The 15,996-nt window shown below is 34.1% G+C and carries 17 protein-coding genes and 3 tRNA genes; 18 read left to right on the top strand and 2 right to left on the bottom strand.

Annotation, left to right across the window (positions count from 1 at the left end; translation table 11 throughout):
* Positions 1–61: 61 nt before the first annotated feature.
* From lepB to J7E44_RS07090, 15 genes are all read left to right on the top strand, one after another.
* Entirely contained in the window at positions 62–1,717 is a 1,656-nt protein-coding gene (gene lepB, locus J7E44_RS07160; RefSeq protein WP_214827151.1) for a signal peptidase I, read from the top strand.
* A 56-nt stretch (positions 1,718–1,773) separates the two neighbouring features.
* Positions 1,774–2,397 carry a WbqC family protein gene (locus J7E44_RS07155; RefSeq protein ID WP_502757491.1) on the top strand — a complete coding sequence of 208 codons (624 nt, stop codon included), beginning with the start codon at positions 1,774–1,776 and terminating at the stop codon, positions 2,395–2,397.
* A 1-nt stretch (position 2,398) separates the two neighbouring features.
* A complete protein-coding gene (locus tag J7E44_RS07150; RefSeq protein ID WP_214827146.1) occupies positions 2,399–4,081 on the top strand; it encodes a S8 family serine peptidase in 1,683 nt (560 codons plus the stop codon).
* A 123-nt stretch (positions 4,082–4,204) separates the two neighbouring features.
* The gene (locus J7E44_RS07145) at positions 4,205–4,696 is read left to right on the top strand and encodes a lipocalin-like domain-containing protein (protein ID WP_214827144.1); all 492 of its coding nucleotides are present in this window, start codon (positions 4,205–4,207) and stop codon (positions 4,694–4,696) included.
* 26 nt (positions 4,697–4,722) lie between these two features.
* Positions 4,723–5,412: a YiaD family glycine zipper/OmpA-like lipoprotein gene (locus J7E44_RS07140; RefSeq protein WP_214827142.1), complete on the top strand. Its 690-nt coding sequence runs from the start codon at positions 4,723–4,725 to the stop codon at positions 5,410–5,412.
* A 107-nt stretch (positions 5,413–5,519) separates the two neighbouring features.
* Positions 5,520–6,407: a decaprenyl-phosphate phosphoribosyltransferase gene (locus J7E44_RS07135; RefSeq protein ID WP_214827140.1), complete on the top strand. Its 888-nt coding sequence runs from the start codon at positions 5,520–5,522 to the stop codon at positions 6,405–6,407.
* Positions 6,404–7,720, top strand: a complete 1,317-nt coding sequence (locus J7E44_RS07130; protein WP_214827137.1) for an FAD-binding oxidoreductase — start codon at positions 6,404–6,406, stop codon at positions 7,718–7,720. Before J7E44_RS07135 ends, J7E44_RS07130 begins: the two co-directional genes overlap by 4 nt.
* Before the next feature lie 3 nt (positions 7,721–7,723).
* Positions 7,724–8,449 (top strand): SDR family NAD(P)-dependent oxidoreductase, encoded by a 726-nt coding sequence (locus J7E44_RS07125; RefSeq protein ID WP_214827134.1) that lies wholly within the window; start codon positions 7,724–7,726, stop codon positions 8,447–8,449.
* A gap of 5 nt (positions 8,450–8,454) precedes the next feature.
* Positions 8,455–9,042, top strand: coding sequence for an HAD-IB family hydrolase (locus J7E44_RS07120; RefSeq protein ID WP_214827132.1), 588 nt, complete (start codon positions 8,455–8,457; stop codon positions 9,040–9,042).
* Between the two features lie 22 nt (positions 9,043–9,064).
* Entirely contained in the window at positions 9,065–9,529 is a 465-nt protein-coding gene (locus tag J7E44_RS07115) for a hypothetical protein (RefSeq protein WP_214827130.1), read from the top strand.
* A 2-nt stretch (positions 9,530–9,531) separates the two neighbouring features.
* Positions 9,532–10,707, top strand: a complete 1,176-nt coding sequence (locus tag J7E44_RS07110; RefSeq protein ID WP_214827128.1) for a cysteine desulfurase family protein — start codon at positions 9,532–9,534, stop codon at positions 10,705–10,707.
* 85 nt (positions 10,708–10,792) lie between these two features.
* The gene (gene trxA / locus J7E44_RS07105) at positions 10,793–11,110 is read left to right on the top strand and encodes a thioredoxin (protein WP_034682284.1); all 318 of its coding nucleotides are present in this window, start codon (positions 10,793–10,795) and stop codon (positions 11,108–11,110) included.
* A 128-nt stretch (positions 11,111–11,238) separates the two neighbouring features.
* Positions 11,239–11,312 (top strand) — tRNA-Asp (locus tag J7E44_RS07100).
* Positions 11,313–11,344: 32 nt separating this feature from the next.
* Positions 11,345–11,418: transfer RNA gene (locus J7E44_RS07095), tRNA-Asp, on the top strand.
* A 34-nt stretch (positions 11,419–11,452) separates the two neighbouring features.
* Positions 11,453–11,526, top strand: a tRNA-Asp gene (locus J7E44_RS07090).
* A 76-nt stretch (positions 11,527–11,602) separates the two neighbouring features.
* Here J7E44_RS07090 and J7E44_RS07085 read toward each other — a convergent pair.
* Positions 11,603–12,715: a LytR/AlgR family response regulator transcription factor gene (locus J7E44_RS07085; RefSeq protein ID WP_214827126.1), complete on the bottom strand. Its 1,113-nt coding sequence runs from the start codon at positions 12,713–12,715 to the stop codon at positions 11,603–11,605.
* A gap of 159 nt (positions 12,716–12,874) precedes the next feature.
* Between J7E44_RS07085 and J7E44_RS07080 the strand changes: the two genes are divergently transcribed.
* The 3 genes from J7E44_RS07080 (at position 12,875) to J7E44_RS07070 (ending at position 15,475) form a co-directional block, all read left to right on the top strand.
* Complete coding sequence (locus J7E44_RS07080; RefSeq protein ID WP_214827124.1) at positions 12,875–13,837, top strand: cytochrome P460 family protein; 963 nt, start codon at positions 12,875–12,877, stop codon at positions 13,835–13,837.
* A gap of 2 nt (positions 13,838–13,839) precedes the next feature.
* Entirely contained in the window at positions 13,840–14,316 is a 477-nt protein-coding gene (locus tag J7E44_RS07075) for a cytochrome P460 family protein (protein WP_214827121.1), read from the top strand.
* Between the two features lie 124 nt (positions 14,317–14,440).
* On the top strand, positions 14,441–15,475 hold the full coding sequence (locus J7E44_RS07070) for a L,D-transpeptidase (RefSeq protein WP_214827118.1): 1,035 nt from the start codon (positions 14,441–14,443) through the stop codon (positions 15,473–15,475).
* On the opposite strand, the gene J7E44_RS07065 is transcribed toward J7E44_RS07070, so the two are convergent.
* Positions 15,472–15,996, bottom strand: a complete 525-nt coding sequence (locus J7E44_RS07065) for a hypothetical protein (RefSeq protein ID WP_214827115.1) — start codon at positions 15,994–15,996, stop codon at positions 15,472–15,474. The genes J7E44_RS07070 and J7E44_RS07065 overlap by 4 nt on opposite strands.

Below are 15,996 nucleotides of genomic sequence, written 5' to 3'. Positions count from 1 at the left end.
CCAAATCACAAACTAATAAAGCAGTTGCTCAACACAAACTAATAGAATAGGCACGAAATTTATGAATTATTTTTTAACTTATACAGTATACGTTCTCATTTTATCCGTATTAATGGGGATTTCAACATGGAAACTGTTCAAGAAATTGGGGTATAGTCCATTATTTGCTTTTATACCTTTTTACAATTATTTTATTATTCTAAAAGAAACCAAACATCCGAAGTGGTGGGCTATTTTATCATATTTACCAATTGTTGGTCCGATTATGATGTCTGTTTTTCATTTGTATTTAATGAAAAAGTTTGGAAAAACTCTTTTCAAAGACCAGTTACTTACAGTGATTCTTCCATTCATTTATATGGCAATAGTGAATTATGGTAAAGAAATAGAGTTGGAAGATGAAAATGAGTTGTTCTTAACGGATGAAGAAAAGGCAGCTAAAAAGAAAGATTCTTTCTTAGGTTCTGTTACTTTTGCAGTTGTTTTCGCAACGATCATCCATGTTTTTGTAACTCAGCCTTTCGGGATTCCAACAGGATCTATGGAAAGAACCTTGTTGGTGGGTGACTTCCTTTTTGTAAATAAATGGAGCTATGGCTACAGATTACCAATGCGTCCATTAGCTATACCTTTCTTACAGGGAACTATTATGGATACCGGGGAAAAAGGAAACCCTAAAGATGATCCGAAATCTTACGTAGATGGTGTAAAATTGCCTTATGCAAGAATAATGCAATTCAACAAGCCTCAGAGAAATGATGTTCTTGTTTTCAACTATCCTCAGGATTCAGTACATACTGCCATTGACAGAAAAGACCCTTATGTGAAAAGATGTGTTGCTGCGGCAGGAGATACTTTTGAAATGAGACAGGGAAGGCTTTTTGTAAATGGTAAACCTGAAACTGTTTTAGGAGATCAGGAAGTACAGCATGCATATACTGTAAATACAGGAGCTCAGTTAGATATTCCGGGATTATACAATACTTATGGTTTCTTACCTGTAAGAGAAATGCAGACAGATAAAGGGTTTGTTTATATGTTTCAGGGATTAACTAATAAAACAGCAGCAGATATTAAAGCATTACCAAGTGTAATAAATATGGAAGAAAGTATCTTTCCAAAGGATTCTGCTACTATTCAGCATAAACTAAATGCTGATAGGACGGCTTATTCGAAAAGTATTGATACTACACAGTCTATATTTCCAATCAACAAACCTTGGAATCAGGATTGGTATGGACCACTTAGAATACCTAAAAAAGGAGATGTAGTTGCTATTAATAAAGAAACACTTCCTACATATCGTTGGATTATTTCTGAATATGAACATAATAATTTGGTAGAAAGAGATGGATTGATTTTTATTAATGGTCAGCAGGCTACAAATTATACAATAAAGCAAGACTACTATATGATGATAGGGGATAACAGAGATGCTTCTTTGGATGCAAGATTCTTTGGTTTCGTTCCTGAAGAAAACATTGTAGGAAAACCAATATTTACCTGGATGAGTTTACAGGGAGTTTTTAAAGATGCAAGTTCCACTTACCAGGCTCCGTTTAAGATCCGTTGGGAAAGAATGTTTAAAGCGACCAACACCGGAGAGGCAAATAAAACATCTTACTGGTGGATTGCAGCAATGATCCTTGTCTTATTCTTTGGATGGGAATACTTTGTTAAACTGTTCAGAAAGAAAAAAACAGAAGAAGATTTATAAATAAAATAAATTTAAAATAAAATGAAGTATTTGAAAAAATACTTCATTTTTGTATTATGAATATGAAGAATGTATTATTACCGGTGTTTTATTTACCACCAATTTCATGGTTTTCAGTTTTTATGGGCGCTGAGAATGACGTTACTTTTGAACAATTTGAAAGTTTTCCGAAGCAAACGTATAGAAACAGGACTAATATTTATGGAGCAAATGGAAAACTTTCTTTAATAATTCCTATCAGCCATACTGGAAAAAGAGAATTTAAAGAAATAGAAGTATCAAATAGGGAAGATTGGAGAAAGCTTCACTGGAAATCTATCAAGACTGCCTATCAGAGTTCTCCTTATTTTGAATTTTATGAAGATAAGTTGATCAGGTTATTTGAATCAAAGGAAAATTACCTTTTAGATTTTAATCTTAAAGGATTAGAGATTTTGCAGCAAATCTTAAAAACAGAAAAGGCATACTCTTTGAATGAAGAATATATCAAAAATCCTGAACAAGTTAATTTTAGAGAAAAATTTTCCGCAAAATTACCTTCAGACTATGAAATGGATTCGTACTATCAGACATTCTCTGATAAATTAGGATTTTTGAATGACTTATCGATTCTGGACCTGATTTGTAACAAAGGGCCTGAATCTGTGACTTATATAAAAAATATTAAACAATCATACTAGCATGAAAAAGGTATTATTAGCTGCTGTCTTTTTAGCAGGCTTTCATTCTGCTTTTGCACAGGAAGCACAGGCAAAGAGCGTTGACCCGAAAGAAGATAAAGATTTAATGACGTGGTATCATAAAGATTTTGGAACAACAAAAGTATATGGTATCAATACAGAAAATGCATATAAATATTTAGAATCTAAAGGACTTAAGCCTAAAACTGTTGTCGTTGGTGTTCTGGATAGTGGAGTACAGGTTGACCACCCGGGATTGATCAAAAATATATGGTCCAATCCTAACGAAGTACCAAACAATGGAAAAGATGATGACGGAAATGGTTATATAGATGATGTACACGGATGGAATTTTATCGGTGGAAAGAATGGTGATGTAGATATCGACAATATGGAGGTAACGAGAATGGTTGCTAAATATAAGCCGGTATTTGAAGGAGATGATTCAACTAAAAACAAAGCAAATCAAGCTAAAATGCCAGAGGAATTTGCGATGTATATGAAGTCAAAAGAACTTTTCACTAAGAAAAGTGTAGAAGCAAAACAAAGCCTTCAGCAATACACAATGATCAATGATTTGATTCCTAATATGATTAAACTTTTAGGTGGGAAATCAGTAACTGCTGAAAATATTTCGGCTATAAAGGCTCCAACAGAGCAGAAAGATGCAATCGCACTTAATATTTTAACTCAGGTTGCACAAAGCCCTGAATTTAAAGGAAAGTCAGCGGCGGATTTTGAAACAACAATGAAGAAGGAAATGAAAGGAGCAATCGATCATTTTGCCCCTGCAGCAAAACAATATGATCTGAGCTATGATACAAGAGCAGAAATCGTTGGTGATAATTATGATGACTATAATCAAAAGAATTATGGAAATAATGATTACCAGGGACCTGATGCAGAGCATGGTACTCACGTAGCAGGTATTATTGCTGGTTTACCTCAAGGAAAGGAGATTCAATATGGTGTAGCTTCAAAAGTGGCTAAGATCATGTCTGTAAGAACAGTTCCTAATGGAGATGAAAGAGATAAGGATGTTGCTAATGCAATCAAATATGCAGTAGATAATGGGGCTAAAGTTTTAAATATGAGCTTTGGAAAACCAGTATCTCCAGGTAAAAACGTTGTTTGGGATGCATTTAAGTATGCTGAAGATAAAGGCGTTCTTTTGGTAAAAGCGGCAGGGAATGAAAATGAAGATGTAGCTGAGCATCTTGCTTATCCAACCAACTTTAAAAATATTACTGATGATAAACCATTTGTAAACAATGTAATCGTTGTAGGTGCAAGCACGAATAGAAACAGTGAATTAAGAGCAAGTTTCTCTAACTTTAACAAGAAAATGGTAAATGTTTTTGCTCCGGGTGAAGAAATTTATTCTACTGTTCCAACAAGTACATATGAATATCTTCAGGGGACTTCAATGGCATCTCCTGTTGTAGCAGGAGCAGCAGCTGTTTTATTAGCTTATATGCCAAATTTAAAGCCGAATCAGATCATCGAAGCTTTGGTGAAATCCAGTAACCCAAGTACAGAGAACCAATTTGGAGACTTTTCACAAGCTGGAGGAGTAATAGATCTTAAAAGAGCAGCAGAATATGCATATTCTAACTTTTATAACGGGAAAACTTCAGCAGTAAAAAAAGCTACGAAATCCGTAAAAAAGACTGTTAAAAAATAATTTATTTCACTGTCTTACAGTATATATAATAAAAAGTCCGAATTTTTCGGACTTTTTTGTTTTTATTTTTCAATTTTGGCACGGTTTTTTGTAACTTTATTGTAACAAAAAATAAACGACAAAATGAAAAAGTTACTACTTGCAGGAATGTTGGGAACCTCACTTTTTGCAGTGTCTTGTTCCCAAGTGAAAAATGCACAAACAGCACAAACCCAAAGATCTGAATTTTTAAAACTAAAAGGAGATTGGGAGATTGTAAGCATAGACTATGATAAAGGGTTTAAGATCAAGCCATTTGATGAAGGAGCAGATGCACAATGTTTTGTAGGAAGTCATTGGAAATTAATTCCCAATAACTACACAGGATCTTACAGCTTAAATGGAGGTGGAGATTGCCCTAGTATTACTCAGCCTATCAAATTTGAAGTGACAAGCGGAAGTGCTTTCATGTTTAAAAAAATTGCTACAGGTACAAAAGCTAAGCAAAATACAGTAGGTTATTCTTTAAACGTAATCAATCTATCTGCTGATCAGTTTTCACTAGAACAAAATGTTCCATTTGATGGAAGTACAGTAAGAGTTGTATATAATTTCCAAAGAACTGGAATGAAATAATTTAATAATAAGAAAAAATTAAAAAGATGAAATTTAATAAAACATATATCGGAGCCCTATTTTTATCATCAGCATTGTTATTAACAAGCTGTGAAGCAGTTCAAAACTCAAATCACCAACAAAGAGGTACTGCTGTAGGGGTAGCTTCAGGAGCCGTTATCGGAGGTATTTTAGGAAATAATGTAGGAAGTGGTAAAAACTCTGCATTAGGAGCTGTACTTGGAGGAATAATAGGAGGTGTTGCCGGTAACGTTATTGGTAATAAAATGGACAAGCAGGCTAAAGAAATTAAAGAAACTTTACCTGGAGCTGAAGTAGAAAGAGTAGGAGATGGTATTAAAATTACAATGAATGAAAGTATTGTAAACTTTGCATTTGATTCTTCAAACCTTACTTCCGTTGCTCAGACTAACTTAGATAAATTAGCTCAGGTTCTTACTAATAATCCTGATACCAATATTAATATCTATGGTCATACAGACAGTAAAGGTGCTGATGATTATAATATGAAACTTTCTGAAAGAAGAGCTAACGCTGTGAAAGCTTATTTGTCATCTAAAGGAATTGCTTCCAATAGAATGGCGGCTAAAGGAGAAGGAGAAAGTCAACCGGTTGCAACAAATGATACAGATGCTGGAAGAGCTCAAAACAGAAGAGTGGAATTCGCTATTACAGCAAACCAAAAAATGATTAATGAAGCCAAACAAGGGCAATAATTAATTTAATTTATAAATATTTTCTTAAAAGACCGCCACGGCGGTTTTTTTTGTATTTTTATGCTGCTCATTCTGAAATTACTATTTTTGCAATTGAAATAACATAAATGAAGAAATATCTTAAACTACTGCGTGTAGAGCAATGGGTAAAAAACCTGTTTGTTTTTGTACCATTATTTTTCTCTGGTAATATCAAAAACCTTGATTTACTTTCAAAAAGTATTTTTGCTTTTATTATTTTTTCCCTCGCTGCCAGTATGGTTTATATCCTGAACGATTATAATGATATCGAAGCAGATCGGCAACATCCAGAAAAAAGAAGAAGACCGCTGGCAAGTGGAGCTATTTCGAAGTCAAAGGCGATAGGGGTCCTGATAGGTTTAATCGTTGTAGATATTTTCCTTGTTCTTTTTGCTCAATTTTATTTTGAAGAAGTTCTCTGGAAATTTGCTACGATTATAGGGTTTTATTTTGTCATGAATCTGGCATATACCTTCAAGCTTAAACATGTTCCTATTATTGATATTTTTATTATTGCTACAGGGTTTGTCTTAAGAGTATTGGCAGGTGGTTATATCACGGGTATCAGTATTTCTCAATGGGCCATATTGCTTACATTCGTTCTTGCTTTGGTATTGGCTATAGGAAAAAGAAGAGGTGAGCTGATCAACGCTCAGGTTTCCGGTAAAACAAGACGAGCCTTGGATGGTTATAATGTACAGTTTGCAGATATTGCACTTTCAATTTCAGTAACACTTGCTATTATATGTTACCTAATGTTTACATTATCACCTGAGGTACAGGCTAAGTTTCATGAAAGAGTTTTTTACACTGTTATTTTTGTTGTATTTGCATTTTTAAGATATCTGCAACAGACATTAGTATACAACAGAACAGAGTCTCCTACAAAAATTGTATACAGAGACCGATATATTCAGGTTACCTTATTATTATGGGTGGCTACATTTTTAATTCAAATTTATTTTAAGAAATGAAGCCTAATTTTATACAGAAAGTGACCAACTGGGGTAATTTCCCAGTAGTGGAAAAGGAAATGAAGTCTGAAGACAGCTTCAAAAAGATAAAAGAATTTGTATTGAACCACAATGAAGTCATTGCACGAGGAAATGGGAGGTGTTATGGAGATGCTTCATTAGGGGAACATATATTTTCAACCAAAAAATTAAACAAATTCATCAGTTTTGACCGCTTAAATGGGATCATAGAGTGTGAATCCGGAGTTTTGCTTTCAGATGTACTGGAGATCACAGTACAGCAAGGATATTTTCTATACGTTACGCCGGGAACGAAGTTTATTAGTGTTGGTGGTGCTATAGCATCAGATGTACATGGGAAAAATCACCATTCGGAGGGTTGCTTTTCAGAATATGTCATTGAGTTTAAATTAATGACGGAGAACGGTGAAATCATCACCTGTTCAAGAGAATCAAATGCAGAAAAGTTTTGGGCTACTGTTGGGGGAATGGGACTTACAGGGATCATTCTTACGGCAAAGTTCAAACTTAAAAATATTGATTCAGCCTATATCCGTCAGGAGAGTATTAAAGCTGAAAACCTTGATGAAATATTTAGATTATTTGAAGAGAGTGAGAGCTGGACATATACGGTAGCATGGATCGACTGCTTACAAAAGGGTAAAAATATAGGAAGAAGTATTTTAATGAGAGGCGAGCATGCTTTTCAACATGAACTTCCCCAATCTATGGCTAACAGTCCTTTGAGATTAAAGAAAAAATTTCAGCCGACGGTTCCGTTTTATTTTCCAGGTTTTGTACTGAATGCATTAACCGTAAAGATTTTCAATTTACTGTATTATAAAAAACAGTCTAAAAAAGAGGTTAAAAGTTTTATAGATTATGAGACCTATTTTTATCCCTTAGACTTTGTAAATGATTGGAATAAGATTTATGGAAAATCCGGCTTTATTCAATATCAAATGGTGATCCCAAAGGAATCCGGAAAAGAAGGAATGAAGAAGATCCTGGAAACAATTGCCAATAGTGGAAACGGTTCTTTTTTAGCTGTTTTAAAACTTTTTGGAAAAGATAATCCTCAGGCCTATAATTCATTTCCAATGGAAGGATATACTTTAGCATTAGACTTTAAAGTAAATTCTAAACTAAAAAAACTGGTGGAACAGTTAGATAATATTGTGCAGGAGTTTGGCGGTCGAATTTATTTAACGAAAGACAGTATGAGTAAATCTTCTTTAACCAATTATCTTAAAAACATTCAAAGTCCTAAATTTGTGTCTTTACAGCACAAAAGAATCATAAATAATAATTAGTAAATGATAGTTCTGGGAAGTACCTCTGAAGTAGCACAGGCTTTTGTCGAAAAAGCTTTGCAGGAAGGAGAAAAATATGAAAAAATCTACTTGTTTACCTCCAGTAGGGAAACAACAGAAAGATTTGCAAGACATATTGATGTTAAGTTTCTACAACAATCAGAAGTGATCGAATTGGATCTGATGAAAGAAATAGATTATACTCGATTTGAAAATGTCAGTTCAAATTTATTATTTTGTGCAACAGGATATTTAGGCGATGGGACAGAAGAAGGATTGTATGATAATAAAAATACAGAAAGGATCATTAATATTAATTACTCAAAACTAGTTCCAGTTATGAATTATTTTGCTCAGAAATTTGAAAGCAGAAGATCAGGAACAATAATAGGACTATCTTCAGTAGCAGGAGACAGAGGCCGGCAAAGTAATTTTATATATGGAAGTGCAAAAGCCGCTTTTACAGCATATTTAAGTGGTTTAAGGAATTATCTTTTTGACAAAAAAGTACATGTGCTTACCATAAAGCCAGGTTTTATGGAAACCAAAATGACTGAAGGGTTACCATTAAATCCTAAGCTTACTGCTAAGCCAAAACAGGCTGCCGCAGTTATTTATAATGCCTATAAAAAACAGAAAAATGTGGCATACGTCTTACCAATCTGGGGTATTATTATGATGATCATCAGGAATATTCCTGAGTTTATATTTAAAAAATTAAAGCTTTAATAAAGATGAAAAAATTGTATTGTTTTGATTTTGATGGCACAATAACCTATAAGGATACCATGTTTATGTATCTTAAGTTTTATGATTCTACAAAATATCATATACAATTTTTGAAACACGTTCCTCTTTTTATTTTGTTAAAGCTAAAACTGGCGGAAACAGAAAAAGTAAAGAAGAGTTTTATTGGATCTATATTAAAAGGGCAGTCTCAAGAGAAGATCGAGAGAAAATCCAAACAGTTCTTTGAACAGAATTATCCAAAAATTGTACGGGAAAATGCATTAGACTTTATTAAAAATATAGATCGTAATCATACGCAGAGTCTATTGGTTACCGCTTCATTGGATATCTGGGTGAAACCATTTGCTGAACAACTTCAAATGGAACTTGTTTCGACGCGTGCAGAGTTTAAAAACGGGATTTTTACAGGAAATTTTATTGGAAAAAATTGTAACGGAAAAGAGAAATTGGTAAGGATTCAGGAGCAAATAAATAATTCAAAATACGATAAAATAATCGCTTTTGGAGATACCTCGGGAGATAAGTATATGCTGAAATGGGCAAATGAAGGACATTACCAATTTTTTCACTAATTTTGGGTTATAAAAAGTAATAATGAATAAACTGTTTATTTTGTTCCTAGCTCTCTTTATGAGTTGCATGAGCAAACCATCAGCAACATCGACAGATGCACAAAAAGGAGGAAGTATTCTCGTTTCCGAATCTCAGGGCGGAACCGAAGCTGCTGGCTTTACAATAATAAAAAATGAAGAAGAACTTCAAAAAATAATTAAAGCTAATTCCAGTCTTGCAGAACTAGGTAAAGGTAGCAGTGTTAATTATCCCACCTTTCCGAAAAATCAGAAAGCGGTCTTATATAACTTAGGAACATTCAATTCCGGGGATCATAAGATTACTGAAATCAAAAATCTTTCCATAAAGGATAATGTCTTGTATATAGAAGTTCCACAGCGAGAGTCTGGAGGAATGGAAATACAGGTGATGTCAAATCCGTGGGTCGTTTTTACGATTCCTTCAAATTATCAATTCAATTCCGTAGCATTAAAATATTCAAAATAAAAATGAATAAAGTATATTTAGATAACGCAGCAACAACACCTCTTGCAGAAGAAGTTATTGATGCAATGGTAGGTACCATGAGAATGAATTTTGGAAATCCTTCTTCTACTCATAGCTTTGGACAGGAGGCTAAAATTCTTATAGAAAATGTAAGAAGACAGATTGCTGATTATCTTCATGTAACACCTGCTGAAATTATTTTTACGTCTTGTGGCACAGAATCTAATAATATGATTATTAAGTCCAGTGTAGAGCACCTTGGAGTAGAAAGGATCATCAGTTCTCCACTAGAGCACAAATGTGTTTCAGAGAGTATCTTAGATATGAAGAGCAGAAAAGGTGTGGAGGTAGTATATATCCGACCTAATGAAAAAGGAGATATTGATCTTAATAAGTTAGAGGAATTATTAAAAGCTTCAGATAAAAAGACTTTAGTAAGCTTAATGCATGCTAATAATGAAATCGGAAATATTGTAGATATTAAGAAAATTGCAGAATTATGCAAAGCAAATAATGCACTTTATCATTCAGATACTGTGAAGACAATGGCTCACATGGAATTTGATTTTTCAGATGTTCTTGTGGATTTTGCATCCTGCAGTGCCCATAAATTCCATGGACCAAAAGGAGTAGGTTTTGCTTTTATCAGAAAAGCTACAGGATTGAAAGGAATAATTACTGGCGGACCTCAGGAAAGAAGCCTTAGAGCAGGAACTGAGAATGTTGCCGGTATCGTTGGATTGGGCAAAGCTTTAGAACTTTGCATCAATAATATGAAAACTTATGCCGATCATATAAAAGAAATTAAAGAATACGCTATTGAAAGATTATCAGCGGATATTCCAAACATTAAATTCAATGGGCGAAGCTCAGAAATGGAGAATAGTGTTGATAGTGTTTTAAGTGTTTTACTACCTTATAAAGACCCTTTAATAGGTCTGCAACTAGATATGAAGGGAATTGCTATTTCCCAGGGAAGCGCATGCTCTTCCGGGGCTTCAAAGCCTTCAATGGTTATGATGATGGTGTTATCTGAGGATGAAATGGATCATTGCACACCATTACGTGTTTCGTTTAGCCACCTTACTACGAAAGCGGACATCGATGCTTTAGTGAATGCATTGAAAGAAATTTCAAATGATTTCGTTATAGAAAAAACAAATGTTGAGCATAGATAGTCTTATTGCTGAAAAGTAGTAATTTTGTTTATCCAATTAAGGATTAAAAATACAATAGAATATTAATTTAAATAAAATAAAAAAAATGGCTTTAGAAATTACGGATAGCTCATTTCAGGAAACGGTTTTAAAATCAGATAAACCGGTATTGGTAGACTTTTGGGCAGTATGGTGCGGACCTTGTAGAACGCTTGGACCAATCATTGAAGAGGTAGCAACAGATTTTGAAGGAAAAGCTGTAGTAGGAAAAGTAGATGTAGATAATAATCAGGAAATTTCTATGCAGTATGGTATCAGAAATATCCCTACTGTTCTTATTTTTAAGAATGGTGAAGTTGTAGATAAATTAGTTGGAGTTACTCCAAAAGAGGTGATCGCTGAGAAATTAAGTGCTCATTTATAAAAAAAAGAACTTTGATAATGAATGCCTTCCGCTTTTGGGAGGCATTTTTTTAACAAATAATTTGCAGGTAATTAAAAAAGGTGTAATTTTGCAATCACAAAAAAGAAAGAAGTTCTTTAACAAAATTTGATCCGGTAGTTCAGTTGGTTAGAATGCCGCCCTGTCACGGCGGAGGTCGCGGGTTCGAGTCCCGTCCGGATCGCAATCAAATTTATTTGAAATAAGAGAACTACTGATCCGGTAGTTCAGCTGGTTAGAATGCCGCCCTGTCACGGCGGAGGTCGCGGGTTCGAGTCCCGTCCGGATCGCATATCAAATTTGATTGAAAACTTCAGGACTACTGATCCGGTAGTTCAGCTGGTTAGAATGCCGCCCTGTCACGGCGGAGGTCGCGGGTTCGAGTCCCGTCCGGATCGCAATCAAAATTAAACCTTCAACATTTGTTGAAGGTTTTTTTATTTATAAATTAGCTTAGACATTTGCATACTTTACTTATTGCTCGATCCATTTTTTAAACTCAGCTACCTTATTTTTACTGATAAGGATGGTGTCATTAGTCTCGGGTCTCATTACTAATTTCAATTGATTTTTTCCATATACAAGAATACTGTCGATCGCTTTGATGTTGACGATAAACTGCCGGTTAGCCCGGTAAAACATCTTATTATCCACAGCTTTAATAAGATCATCGAGGCTTGAATTGATCGAATATTGGCTTCCCATAAAAGTATGCAGGTAAACAATATTATTTTCCAGAAAGAAATAAGCTATTTCCGATGTTTCTAAAGAAATTAATTCATCCTTATGGTAAGTGATTAGCCTTTTCCTGGAGTTTTCGAAAGTATCCTCATTAGAACGGAAATTGGTGGTCTCATGAAATTTTTCCTGTAGGGTAGTAAGCTGCTTATTTAAAATGGTAAGATTGTTAACCTCAATATTAAGGGTATTGATCTCTTGATTTTTCTGTGTTTCATACTTTTTATAAATCCATCGTATTAAAGTAAAGCATGTTATTAAAATAACTAAACTTGTAATAATAAATACAAGTAGAAACTTCTGATACAAATCAGTTACCTGTTGTTCTATACTATTGATATTAGCATGAGAGGCTACCATCCAATCACTTCCTGCTACTGGATATACACTTACAATTTCCGAACTGCGGTTACTGTTCTTAGGAAAACTTCGGACTCCTGCATTGATCTGTCCGGAGTTTAGAATAGTTGAAAAGTCTGATTGGTTTTTGGTATCCGAAGTAAATTGAGAGTTGCTTTTATCGATTTTATGACCAATTAGCGCTGGATTTGGATGACAAAGCTCAATTCCATTTTTATTATACATACAGATGAATCCACTTTGGGTATCTGTGTTTACAATACTACTTTGTAAATTTTGAATAACTATATCTTTGGAAAGGCCTTGCTTTAATTGTAATTCCAATAATTTGCCAATCTCCCGAGATTCTCTTTTTCCCGCTTCGATCTTATTATTGAAAATATCATTCTTGGATGATGAATATAAATAACGGAAAGAAAAAAAACTGATCAGTAAGATAACAATACTTACTGCAAAAAAAGTAATGGTATAGAGATTGATCTTTTTCATTCGCTAAATGAGATATTCTTTCTCAAAAGTACTCATTATTCAGAAGAATATATTCGCTTTCAGCGGCCTATTTTTCCCTTTTATTCATAAATCGAACCCACAAGGTGTTGTTTGATGGTATCTTTGATCTGTAATTTTTTAACTATAAAGAGATATGCAATGAAAAGAAATACTAAAATACTTGTGGTTCTATTAATCGTATTTGTTTTGATTCAGTTTTTCCGGCCTGAAAAAATAAATTACGGAAAACCTGCTCAAGACCTGTCTAATGTACCTGAAGAGGTAAATGCTATTATAAGAAATTCCTGTTTCGATTGTCATTCATCTGAAGCGCGTTTAAATTGGTATGACAATATAACGCCGGCTAATTTTTTTGTGACTTCTCATATTAAAGATGGGCGTAAAGCTTTGGATTTTTCGAAATGGAATACCTGGCCTAAGGCTCAGCAAAATTCTACACTATTTTTTGCCTTAAATAAAGTGCTGTCTGGAGAGATGCCATTGCCAAATTATGCAGCTGTACATTCTTCAACAAAGCTCAATGATAAACAGGTTGATATTTTAAAAAATTATGCTTTATCACTTACCTCAAGAAAAGTGACAGATACTGCTCAAGTGAATAAAGTTGAAAAACAATACAACGCATGGATTAATGAAGGCAGGAAAAATACTACTGTCAAACCTTCACCTAACGGATTACAATATATTCCTGACTATAGGGATTGGAAGGCAATCAGTACTACAGATCGTTTTGATAATGGTTCAATACGTATTATTTTCGGAAATGAAATTGCTGTAAAAGCGATTCAAGAGCATCATACAAATCCTTGGCCTGATGGAACGGTTTTCGCAAAAACAGCTTGGAAACAGGAAGTTCATGCGGATGGGAGTATATCGACAGGAGAGTTTATCCAAGTGGAATTTATGGTAAAAGATAGTAAGAAATACACTAAAACAAAAGGTTGGGGATGGGGAAGATGGAAAGGGAATGATCTGAAACCTTACGGTGATCGTCCTGACTTTGATAAAGAATGTGTTGAGTGTCACCAACCGATGAAAAGCAGAGATTATGTTTTCACCTCTCCTTTATATCTTATTTCACAACTTAAAAAAGTAGAATAAAAATGAAAAAGAATGTTATTTATTTAGTCTTGAGTTTTCTATTCATCTTATCATGTCATTCGGAAGAAAAAGAAAATCTTAATAGAAATGCTTCTGTTAAACAGAGTGATGAATTGCTGGAAAACCCACTGTTAATGACTCCAATTACATCATCTGTTCAGCCAAAAGATAGTACAATATCTACATTGTATGGAAATAAAGCAGCTGCTGCTTATGCAAAAATGAATTCTGATTCCAAATATCCTGAAGGTGCTGTACTTTACGAAGTAACATGGAAGCAAAAGCCAGATGAATTATGGTTTGGAGCCAATATACCTAAAGAAATTTTTTCTGTTGAAAAGGTTATTTTCCAAAATAGAGATTTACATAAATATGAGATTTATATGGGAAAACCACTTAAAAAGAAAAGTCTTTTCAAAGACGAGGAACTTTCCAGAATATCGTTTATTACATCACAGAAAATGGCAGTTTCTCCATAAGTGATTTTTAATTTTTTTTTGGTCCTCCGTATTTTTACGATATTTTTCTTTGGTACTATGATTATTCGGTTTTTAGGTCTGATATTTGTATTGACTAGAAAAACTAAGCGACCTGTCAAATTTTATGAATAACATAATTGTGAAAAAATCTCTTTTATACAGTCTTGTACTGGCATTATTTTTAGTTTCATGTAAAAAAGAAATTGAAAAAATAAATGATACTTTAGGCAACGATACAGCCAATACCGAGTCTCCAATGGCGAAAACAGATTCTATAAAGAAAGACTCTGTAGTAAAAAAAGAATCTGTTCCCCCTGCAATGCAGGAAACCGGTTTCTATAATGCTTTTATACTTCCGAAAGATAAAAAAATGAGAGACTCCATATATTCTGTATTTAGTAAAAAATATACAGAAAAGGAGCGGTACGCTATTTTAGCATTAAACAGATTAGACTCTAAAAATAAATGGAACTCAGATACCCTGGTTGTTCCGGCTAAAATAGACACTACATTGATGGCCTATTCGCCATTTCCAATGCAATTGGATGTATTGAGTAATGTGAAAAAATTTGTTGTTTTCTCATATCCTATTCAAGCGTATGGTGTGTATTCCAATGGGAGCCTTGTAAAATGGGGTCCTACAAGTATGGGGAAAAAAGCAGCACAGACAACAAGGGGATTAACTTTTGCAAACTGGAAAAAGAAATTATCAATTTCAACAGTAAGTAGCGAATGGAAATTACCTTATAACTTCAATATCTTTAATTCAGGTGGAATAGGATGGCACCAATATGATTTACCCGGATATCCTGCATCCCATTCATGCTTAAGATTATTGAGGAAAGATGCTCAATGGTTATACTCTTATGCCGATACATGGATCTTAAACCCTGGAGGAGCCACCACAAAGGCCAAAGGAACAGCAGTAATGGTTTTTGGGGATTATAAATGGGGGCACAGAAAACCGTGGCGGAATCTCTTGGAGGATCCTAATGCCAATAATATTTCTGTAGAAGAAATGAATAAGCTTATTGAGCCTAATGTTGAAAGGATTTTAAGAGAACAGGAGAATAGAGAAAAGGTGGCAGATTCTATAAGAGCGGCGAAGGCTGTTGAAATTCAGGAACCTGCACAAAAACCAGAAGTTCTTGCACCTTAAGCTTTCTTTTCAAATTGTAAAGTAGATTCTTCTGCAAATTTTCTGAGCTTTAACATTTCTTCTTTGGCTTTACTCTGTCCAAACCTTGCTGCTCCATAGGTTGCAGCAATACAAATTAACATTGCAAATGAAGCATTTAAAGCCCAAGGGAATTCGTAACTTTTAATTTGTCTTTCAACATAATACATGGTGAAAAAAGTCATCCATAATATTGAAAATGAAAAATAGAGAAACATAAAGAATGTCCATACTGCTGAACTGGGACCAAATACACCTCGTATAACGATGTCGTCATCTTCTTCTTCAGTACGTAGGGATAATCTTGGTTTCCAGTAGTTATCATATTCTGTTTCTACCCAAATAGTAGCGACTTCCTTATTTACATTACCAGAAAATTCATCTTTATGTTCTTTAAGATATGTACTCAGATTTTTAGCGTACTCTTCTTTTGTAAGGTGAGTAAACATTTTAAATCTCGGTCGTGTTCTTATTTTATCTAAAGTGGTTTCTTCCGTTTTCAT

It is taken from the genome of Chryseobacterium sp. ISL-6 (assembly GCF_018613715.1).
Classification (GTDB): Bacteria; Bacteroidota; Bacteroidia; order Flavobacteriales; family Weeksellaceae; genus Chryseobacterium; species Chryseobacterium paludis.
The sequence above is the reverse complement of the archived record's forward strand: the minus strand, read 5'-3'. Positions and strand labels throughout refer to the sequence as shown.